The organism is Longitalea luteola, assembly GCF_017356035.1.
Taxonomy (GTDB): Bacteria; Bacteroidota; Bacteroidia; order Chitinophagales; family Chitinophagaceae; genus Niastella; species Niastella luteola.
In genome coordinates this window covers 167,582-176,686 of the sequence record NZ_JAFIQX010000014.1, presented here as the reverse complement: position 1 = coordinate 176,686, position 9,105 = coordinate 167,582, and the positions used below count along the sequence as shown (strand labels likewise).

Here is a 9,105-nt window from a genome sequence, read left to right as displayed (position 1 = left end):
TAAGCCCCTCATGGCCGATGGTACTGCACCACAATGCGGGAGAGTAGGTAGTTGCCATATTTATTGCTAAAAAGCCTTTCAGATCTTTTTCTGAGAGGCTTTTTGCATTTATAGGCTGAATGCTAAAGGCCAAAGGCTTAACGCTTGCTTACACTTAACCAACTGGATCTGTTATAACAAACGAAAGCAAAGACCCGCAGACTGCAGCCGGCAACCAGCAACTGTAAACTGTGAACTGTGAACTGTGAACTGTAAACTGTAAATTGCCAACCTAGCTTACTAATCAGCCACCATACGCATAACTGTTTTACATACATTTGTAACATGCGATACTTATGTGTGCTGTTGGTAACCTGTACCGCTTTCATTCATCAACCGGCCTGGCGAAAGTTCCAGATCAACGGGAACGCCCAGGGAACTACCTACCATATTACCTGGTACGCCCAGGACAGCACCATCAGCCACCAACAGATCGATAGCATTCTGCAAAAGATCGACACTTCGCTCTCCATCTACAATCCCCGATCATTGATCACCCAATTCAATAATTCCACCAAGGGTGTTGTAATGGACAATCACCTCGAGATCGTATTCAATAAATCAATGGAAGCCTACCGGCAAACCGGAGGTATATTCGATATAACTGTTCAACCGCTGGTACAGGCATGGGGCTTTGGACCCAGAAAGGTGGCCAGTCTGCCCGATTCGGCCGCTATCAGGTCTTTAAAGGGCTGTGTGAGCTCATTAAACCTTCATAAAAAGGGAAATTCACTGTTGAAGAAGAAAACGTGCGCCCGGATAGATGTGAACGGTATAGCGCAGGGATACAGCGTTGATGTAATCGCCCGTTTTCTGGAGGCGAACGGCATCCGCAACTACCTGGTTGAGCTGGGTGGAGAGATCCGGGTGAAGGGGCACAAAAAGCCTGACGACGTGAAAATGAAAATAGGCATCGAGGCACCCGGTGAGAACGATTTCGAATTGTCAATGATCCAAAAGATCATTTCGGTCGACAGCGGCGCTATCACCACGTCGGGCAGCTACCGGAAGTTCTATGAGAGTGAGGGCAAAAAGATCACCCATCTCATTGATCCGCGAACCGGTTATCCGGCCCGCAGTGAGCTGATAAGTGTGACGGTATTCGCCCAGGATGCCATCACTGCCGATGCGTACGACAATGCCCTGATGATAATGGGCCTGAACCAGGCGCTGCAATTTGTTGAGAAGCGCAACGATATAGCTGCTCATTTTATCTACCGTACCGCCAATGGCAGCATTGGAGATACGGCTTCGCGCAGGTTCTATGAATTATTACAAAACGCGCAAAGCAGCGCACTTAACGGTGAACGCTGAAGCGGCCAAAGAGCTGCTGTTGGAGCGGTGCTGAGGCGGATGCAGGCGGCCGAAGCTGATCGGCGATCTTGAACGCAGCAAAGGATCAAAAAGCAGTAATATTCATTGCAAGCCCTAAATTGCGAAGAGCCGGTGTTAAGCGTTCAGCGTAAGATTAAATTATTCAATTGATGCAGCCGATAGTTGGAATTTTACTACTTATACAGGGGGCATGATTCTGATTTATCGTCCAAATAAAAAACTTTTGCTTTTGTTATATGAGCAGACGCCATTTCATTAAACAGTCTGGTTTACTGGCCGGAGGCCTGTTGTTCTCCAATCAATGGCTGCAGGCAATGGCCGGCACAGCAGAAAAGATCAATATCGGCATTATCGGTTGCGGCGACCGCGGAACAGGTATTATGAAAATGCTTAATGACCTCACCGACCGGTTTGCCATCACCGCCATTTGCGATGTGCTTGACTTTCGCATCGAGAATGCAAAGAAGGCAAGTCCTTCCATAACACCCGCCGTTTACAAAGATTATCGCAAACTGCTCGACGATAGATCCATACATGCTGTCGTCATCGCCACCACGCTCAGTGAGCACTATAAAATTGCCAAAGATGCATTGCTTGCAGGCAAACATATTTACCTTGAAAAAGCAATGACCTATTCTATTGATCAGGCACTTGACCTGGTTAAAGTATCGAAAGCCCGCACCAACCAGGTAGTGCAGATCGGTCACCAATACCGATCAACGCCTTTGTACTTTAAGGTAAAGGAGATGATCGAAAAAGGATACCTTGGAAAAGTTACGCAGATAGATTGCCGTTGGGATCGCAACTGGAACTGGCGCCGGCCTGTGCCTGCCGGTTATACCGACAAACAGGTGAATTGGCGAATGTATAAAGAGTTTTCCGGCGGGCTGCCAGCTGAATTGTTGTCGCACCAGATGGATTTTATCAACTGGGCATTCAATACGCATCCAGACGAAGTGATGGGAACCGGCGGTATTGATTTTTACAAAGATGGCCGCGAGACTTACGATAACGTACAAGTGATGCTCAGGTATAATAAAGAGAACATGATCGGCAATTTCGGTTCCACCTGTGGCAATGCGCACGACGGCTATATCTTCAAAATAAAAGGCACCAAGGGCGCTGTGCATTTATTGATGCATGAAGGGGTGTACTTTCCCGAATCCACTACCAAAAAAGAATTGCAAACAGTTGATGGAGTAACCGGCGCTACCAAAATAGAATGGAATAAAGAGGGCGGTATCAATATTCTGAAAGAACCAACGAAAGATGGTACGTGGTATGCGTTGCTGGAGTTCCATAGATCTGTTACTGAAAAGACAACCCCTACCTCTAACATCATGACGGGTGCCACTACTGCCATTTGCGTCGCCATGGCCAACCAGGCAATCTTCAATCACACGATCGAAAAATGGAAACCAGCTTATAATTTATAGTAATCATTTTTTAACTGACATATGAAAAAGCTCTCCTGCGTACTGTTTGCTATTGTATCGGCGACTGTAGTTTCTGCTCAATCGGGCAATGGATGGACGACTCTCTTTGATGGAAAAACACTCAATGGCTGGAAAAAGATCTCTGGCGAAGCTGAGTATAAGATTGAAGAGGGCGCTATCGTTGGCATCACTGTTCCCAATACGCCTAACACATTTTTAGTTACGGAAAAAGAATATGGTGATTTTGTGCTGGAGCTGGAAGTGAAGATCGAAGACACAACTTCCAATTCAGGCATTCAGTTCAGAAGTCATTATGATCCTGAAAAAAGCAACGGCCGCGGCGGTAAAGGCCGGGTATACGGTTATCAATTCGAACTGGACCCTTCTTCCCGCCGCTGGACAGGTGGCGTGTATGACGAAGCCCGCCGTGACTGGCTGTATCCGCTGTCGTTAAACCCTGCCGGACAAAGCGCGTTTAAAACCGGACAATACAACAAAGTTCGGGTGGAATGTATCGGCAGCAACATCAAGACCTGGGTAAATGACAAGGCAGCTGCTTACGTGATAGATACGGTTGACAAGAGCGGGTTTATTGCCCTGCAGGTACATGCTATCAATAAAGGAGATATGGCAGGTAAAAAGATCTACTGGCGTAATATCCGGATCAAAACCGGGGACCTGAAGCCTGCGACTTTCGCAAAAGGCGTTTATGTCGCAAACTATATTCCCAATGAGCTGTCGGCTTACGAAAAAAGCGAAGGCTGGAAATTGTTGTTCGACGGAAAAACCACCAACGGCTGGGTAGGCGCTTACAAAAAAACATTCCCTGAGAAAGGCTGGGAAGTTAAAGACGGTACCCTGACGGTGCAGTCATCATCCGGCGGTGAATCAACGAATGGCGGTGATATTGTAACCAAAGATCAGTACAGCGCTTTCGACCTGTCGTTCGATTTTAAAATAACGCCTGGCGCAAATAGTGGGGTTAAATACTTTGTGACCTTATCGGAGAATAATGCAGGTTCAGCCATTGGTCTCGAATACCAGGTGCTGGACGATACCCTGCATCCGGATGCAAAATTGGGCCGCGACGGCAATCGCACTTTGGCGTCATTATATGATCTGATAAAAGCCGATAAACAGAAGCGGTTCATTCGCCAGCCCGGGCAATGGAATACGGGCCGCGTGGTAGTATACCCTAATAACCACGTAGTGCATTACCTGAACGGGGTAAAAGTGCTCGAATACGACCGGGGTTCACCGGCTTTCCGCGAACTGGTGGCGCAAAGTAAATACAAAGTATGGAAGAATTTCGGTGAAGCGCCTAAAGGCCATATCCTGATCCAGGACCACGGTAATGAAGTTAGTTTCAGAAGTATTAAAATTAAGGAATTGAAGTAGCAATAAAAGGCTATCAAAGCTATAGATCTACCCTGGTGACCTGCTCACCGGGGTATTTTCTTTTTTGGGATTGCGGCGCTTTATGTAAAAAAGAAAGGTCGCCTTTTTACAGGCGACCCTACACTAATCAAATACCATTAACCATTAAACCTTATCCTACTGCAAAGTTGCAAATTAATACGCAAACAAAAAATAGATTGCCCTAAAGATTTTACCGGAATAAATAGTAACTCCTAGAAAAAGGGGATAAGATGGGGATATTACGATGCGAACGAATGCAACCACCGCCAAAGAACCGACGGGGCAGGACAGTCATCTTAGTGCTAAAGGGTTGCTAATGTATAAAGAATCCGGAAGGCTATCAATAAAAAAGCCTTCAGCAACGTAAAGAATCCAGCGTTGCTGAAGGCCATGGAAATAATAAGTGTCTGTTTTACAATGGTATTCTCAGAACACTGTCTTTTGTAAGATTTACAGTTAATCTTTTTGACTCGTTGCTATAATTGATTAGCAAGGTGTAGGTACCTGGAACGCGCAATTCAGGCAGGGAAAAATTGCCCTGGTCATCAGTTTGCGCAGCAATGTCGGGATGTTCATAACTTCCCTCGGCAATCATTACTATAGCGCCGCCCACCGGCGCACCGGTAGCTGATTTGTATAACACCCCTCTCACACTTGTTGTAGCGGATGGCATATCAAAATTGTTATTTTTAATAAACCAGTATCCAATAAGGAAACAGGAAAGGATGACGGTCATCGCCACCCATCCTTTCCTGTTTTGCCTGTTTACATACCCTGGTTTTTCCATGCCTGGAGATTTGTAAATACAGGCTGTACAATTCTTGTAGCTGAATTGCCCGAAATATGACCGTTGGTGTGAATGCCAACTGCAAGCCGGGAATTTCCAACTTTTACCCAAACGGGCGAGCCACTTTGTCCACCCATGGTATCAATTTCATAATAAATGATCCTTGGAGCCACTGATTTCGCTTTGCTGACCATGAACCATTGCTGGTTGCCACCTTTATCGCCGGGATAGCCTGCGGTATTCAGGTAGGCATTAAGCAGGTAGGCATTGTCTTTTACGGCAAAGCCAAAGATACCTGTTCTGTCGCCGGGGCGCGAAGTACGTGGTAAAATGATACAGCCATAATCATATTCTCTTTTTTTACCGCTTACCCAGCCGGTAACGCTTCTGAACGAAGTGCCCACATAAGACCCGTATGGTCTTGCGGCATCATTCAGGCCGGGGATCACTTCAATTTTCCGGGGCCAGCCACCTTCTGCATGCAGGTACACGCAATGGCCGGCTGTGATCACTGTACGCGGGGAGATCAAAAATCCGGTACCCAGGAAAGTTTTTCCGTTTTGCGCTGTAATTCGCAAAGCACATATAGCACGCCAGGGGAAAGATGTAGTAGGAGTGATACGAACGCGTTCATCGGTTCCGATAATTACTTCTGATAAGCTTTTCTCATATAATTCCGGATAACTGGCAAAGAATGCGTCCCGGGCAAATGCACTTTCTCCTTCTTCTTCTGTAACCTCTGTGCCGGATTCTTCCAAAGTAGAAGCATAATCCGATTCAGTTTCTATCTCCGTATCCAGCCTGTTATACATTTCCTTATCGGCTTCACCGGGTTTGGTAAGCCCAAATCCTTCAACCTGTTCTATTTCTGTTTCTGTTTCTGATGCCATGCCCATGAAGGACTGACCTGGTAAGTTTTCAATCCGGCTTGGGGTAGGCGCTGTGGCTACCATTGGTTCTTTGTCATTTCCATTTTTAGGTGACCGCAGTGTTTCAGAAAAAGATTTTGGCTTCATAAAATAGTTTTTTTGGTTATTGTAATGAAGTGATGAAGCGGCCGGGGAAAGTAACAATAGTACTTATCCAGGAAAATACATCGCAGCATCCTGTTGTAAACAGGCGTGCAATACAGATCCAATAAATGATCAGTCAGAAACCTTTCATTACAGTGAAACCATATAACCAGAAGGGAACGGAGAAGATGATTTATTGAGAGGTAACATGTACTATACAGTTGCCATTACCCGAAGCGATTAATAGCGTGAGGTTTGTACAGAGCCTGTATGTATTTCGGATAATGATGGGAGGTGGTTACCCCTGTAGTCCCTCATAGGCCTTCTTATGAGGTGAAATCAACAATTTGGACGGTTATGGTTCTCGTAAATTAATAGCCCTTACATTGATACTACTACCCTCCACTTCTCCTTTAAAGATATAGAGTTAATTTTATATTCTTTTGTTTTTTATATAAAATAATTGTGAACAGCAAGGTGTTGTATTTGATACAATATCGCGATACCGTTATAGCAGAGCGATCATGAATACTATATCTATATTGTTTAAACACGAAAGGCTCCCGGTATACGGAAGCCTTTCGTGTTTAAAACAAAACGAGTATCAGGATGATTTGGATGCCTGTTCATTATTCTTGTCAACGGTTATCACGGGGATCTTTGACCCATAGGATAACAATTTACGGGTAATGCGGTTCCACCAGCCCGGCATATGAAATTCTTTCAAGGGATTGGCCATGATAAGGTCGGCATTGATACGTTTTGAAAAATCAAGCGTGCTCTTGGCCAGGTTCTTTCCTTCCAGTAAAAAGCATTGCACGGGTATAGTGCTCAGGCTTTGTATTACTTCCAGTGTTTTGTTCAACACCATTTCAGCAGCATTGTCGTCTTTACGCAAACTAACGAGGTAAACAGTGCTTTGGAAAGTACGCGCCAGCATGGTTGCAAACTTGATGCGGCGTACCGGCACTTCATTGGTTAGTGGTAACACGATCTTCTTGAAGTGGCTTACCAGTCCGCTCGAGCGGATGGCCAGCGCCGGAACATTGGTTTTACGGGCCAGCTGGCTAATGGAAACGGATGATAATATGCGATGTATAAGATTGAATTTCGACAAGCCTACAACAACCAGGTCCATGTTATACTGTTCAATGTATTTAACCAGTTGCTGGCTGGTGCGGCCCTGTAATAAGCTTATTTCTATTTTACCTTCGCCACATAAATGGTGTTGGTAAGTCTCTTTCAGTATCTCCAGTTTTTTACGGGCATTTTTCAGATCGGCCGTGATGTCGTAGGGGAGCAGCATACTGGCGTCTACCGGCACTAATGGCAGCAGGTTCTTAGATACCACATGTACGAGGTGAATGTTGCATTGGAAGGTGTTGGCAAGTTCGATTGCTTTGGAGATGGCCCATTTACTGCGGCCGGAGAAATCGACCGGCACCAGAATGTTATATAATTTGCCTGGCATAGATTTCGTTTTTGGTTTACTGTTAGAAATGTGGTTGATATGTCAGGTGCTCATGGTGCTTAAGCCAGCGCCAGGAGCGATTGAAAACTACTTTCTTTAATGTTGGTCGAGGCAATGGTTTCCAGTAATTCATCTTTGGTGCAAAAGGAAACCCCTTTTCCGGCATGGCCTACCATACAACGATCGTCGCGGCTATCGCCTACTGCGATACAGGCCTGCATGGGCACATTGTATTTTTCACAGGCATATTGCAGGGCATTGGTCTTACAATAGGAGTGCCCGCATACACTTTCAGGTGAACCAAAGAAATAAGAGGGCAGGTTGATCTCGCCCGTTACTTTACCCTCAAAGAACTCCAACTGGTTGGCGTAGGAGAAATCGGCTCCTATTTTTTGCCGCACGAAGTTGGTGATCAGGGTATAGCTGTTACTGATGATGCCGATGATATATCCCTGGTTCTTCAATTCTTTTACGACCTCTTTGATGTCACTAACCATTTCAATCTGGCTGGCTACATGCAGCAGTTCATCCATGGTGCGGCCTTTGAGGAACGTTCCGATCCGCTTGGTAAGGATGATGGCGTCTTTCTCCCGTGCGCGCAGGTCTTCGAGTTTGGCGGTGAAGCCAAAAGCGGCTGCGCAGGCATCGATGAACCTGCCTTGTAAGATGGTATCGTCCATATCAAAGATGGCCATCTTGTGAAAGCCTGATAGCTTTTCGCGCAGGGTCTTATTCATTTCGCGGTTAATCGTTTCCAGCGAATGGATCTCTTCTTCACTGATCTCTTCCGGCTGCTGTAACTGGGCTTTGCTAATGATGGCGCGTGATACTTCCTTGCTCATTTTACCCAGTGCCTGCCATGGTTTGCTTTTGTTTTCTATGTACCCGATATTCACTTCGGTTACTCTTGCTTTCATCAGATACATATCTATTAAAATGCCTATATCAACGCCATAGTCATTAAAGAAATCGATCTTTTTGAAATATGATTTTTTCCCGGCGATCATGCCGCTGAGCGGTTGTGAAAAATGAGAAAGGCCGGGATAAAAGATATTCAACAGTGGTTTGGCCACCAGTTCGGTGACACGGCCGGCATTACGGGCGAAGCTGCCTTTCACAAAATCGGCTTCATCGGCCAACAGGGGAGCGGCCAGGTTGGTAATAGTGCCCTCGGGATATGGATCAATATCGCCATCGAGGAATATGATAAACTCATTGGTGGCTTTTGCAATGCCATCTTTCATGGAAATGCCCTTACCGCGTATCTGGCTGATAATTACGCGGGCGCCGGCTTCTTCGGCTATTTTAACAGTATTGTCTTCAGACTTGTCGTCAACTACTATGATCTCAGTTACCAGCGGAAATTGCTGGCAAAAGCGAACTACGTTACCAATCGTTTTCTCTTCGTTTAAAACGGGTATAACTACAGTTAGCATATTTCTCCGGTTTATTGTTGTACTGTGCGTAAGCGAACGAGGAAAAAATCAAACCTTAATAAAGCCTACCTGGCTGCCTATCCGATGTGCACCCGTAAGAAGGCAAAAGCTGTGCCTTACCTTTCAACGGGCATTAAAATCTCCGATATGTGGGAAAAAATCCACATGT

7 protein-coding genes are annotated in these 9,105 nt (G+C 45.7%); 3 read left to right on the top strand and 4 right to left on the bottom strand.

Annotation, left to right across the window (positions count from 1 at the left end):
* The first annotated feature begins 324 nt into the window (after nucleotides 1-324).
* The 3 genes from JUB15_RS25900 to JUB15_RS25890 all read left to right on the top strand — a co-directional run bounded on the left by JUB15_RS25900 (nucleotide 325) and on the right by JUB15_RS25890 (nucleotide 4,208).
* Nucleotides 325-1,353, top strand: coding sequence for an FAD:protein FMN transferase (locus JUB15_RS25900; RefSeq protein ID WP_207515563.1), 1,029 nt, complete (start codon nucleotides 325-327; stop codon nucleotides 1,351-1,353).
* 257 nt (nucleotides 1,354-1,610) lie between these two features.
* Nucleotides 1,611-2,810 carry a Gfo/Idh/MocA family protein gene (locus tag JUB15_RS25895; protein ID WP_207515562.1) on the top strand — a complete coding sequence of 400 codons (1,200 nt, stop codon included), beginning with the start codon at nucleotides 1,611-1,613 and terminating at the stop codon, nucleotides 2,808-2,810.
* A 21-nt stretch (nucleotides 2,811-2,831) separates the two neighbouring features.
* Nucleotides 2,832-4,208: a 3-keto-disaccharide hydrolase gene (locus JUB15_RS25890; RefSeq protein ID WP_207515561.1), complete on the top strand. Its 1,377-nt coding sequence runs from the start codon at nucleotides 2,832-2,834 to the stop codon at nucleotides 4,206-4,208.
* Between the two features lie 433 nt (nucleotides 4,209-4,641).
* Here the strand turns inward: JUB15_RS25890 and JUB15_RS25885 are convergent, their stop codons facing one another.
* The 4 genes from JUB15_RS25885 to JUB15_RS25870 form a co-directional block, all read right to left on the bottom strand.
* Nucleotides 4,642-5,016, bottom strand: a complete 375-nt coding sequence (locus tag JUB15_RS25885; RefSeq protein ID WP_207515560.1) for a carboxypeptidase-like regulatory domain-containing protein — start codon at nucleotides 5,014-5,016, stop codon at nucleotides 4,642-4,644.
* Nucleotides 4,995-6,032 (bottom strand): trypsin-like serine peptidase, encoded by a 1,038-nt coding sequence (locus JUB15_RS25880; RefSeq protein ID WP_207515559.1) that lies wholly within the window; start codon nucleotides 6,030-6,032, stop codon nucleotides 4,995-4,997. Before JUB15_RS25880 ends, JUB15_RS25885 begins: the two co-directional genes overlap by 22 nt.
* Before the next feature lie 601 nt (nucleotides 6,033-6,633).
* Complete coding sequence (locus tag JUB15_RS25875) at nucleotides 6,634-7,500, bottom strand: universal stress protein (protein WP_207515558.1); 867 nt, start codon at nucleotides 7,498-7,500, stop codon at nucleotides 6,634-6,636.
* A 59-nt stretch (nucleotides 7,501-7,559) separates the two neighbouring features.
* The gene (locus tag JUB15_RS25870; RefSeq protein ID WP_207515557.1) at nucleotides 7,560-8,936 is read right to left on the bottom strand and encodes an HAD-IB family phosphatase; all 1,377 of its coding nucleotides are present in this window, start codon (nucleotides 8,934-8,936) and stop codon (nucleotides 7,560-7,562) included.
* Nucleotides 8,937-9,105: the final 169 nt, after the last annotated feature.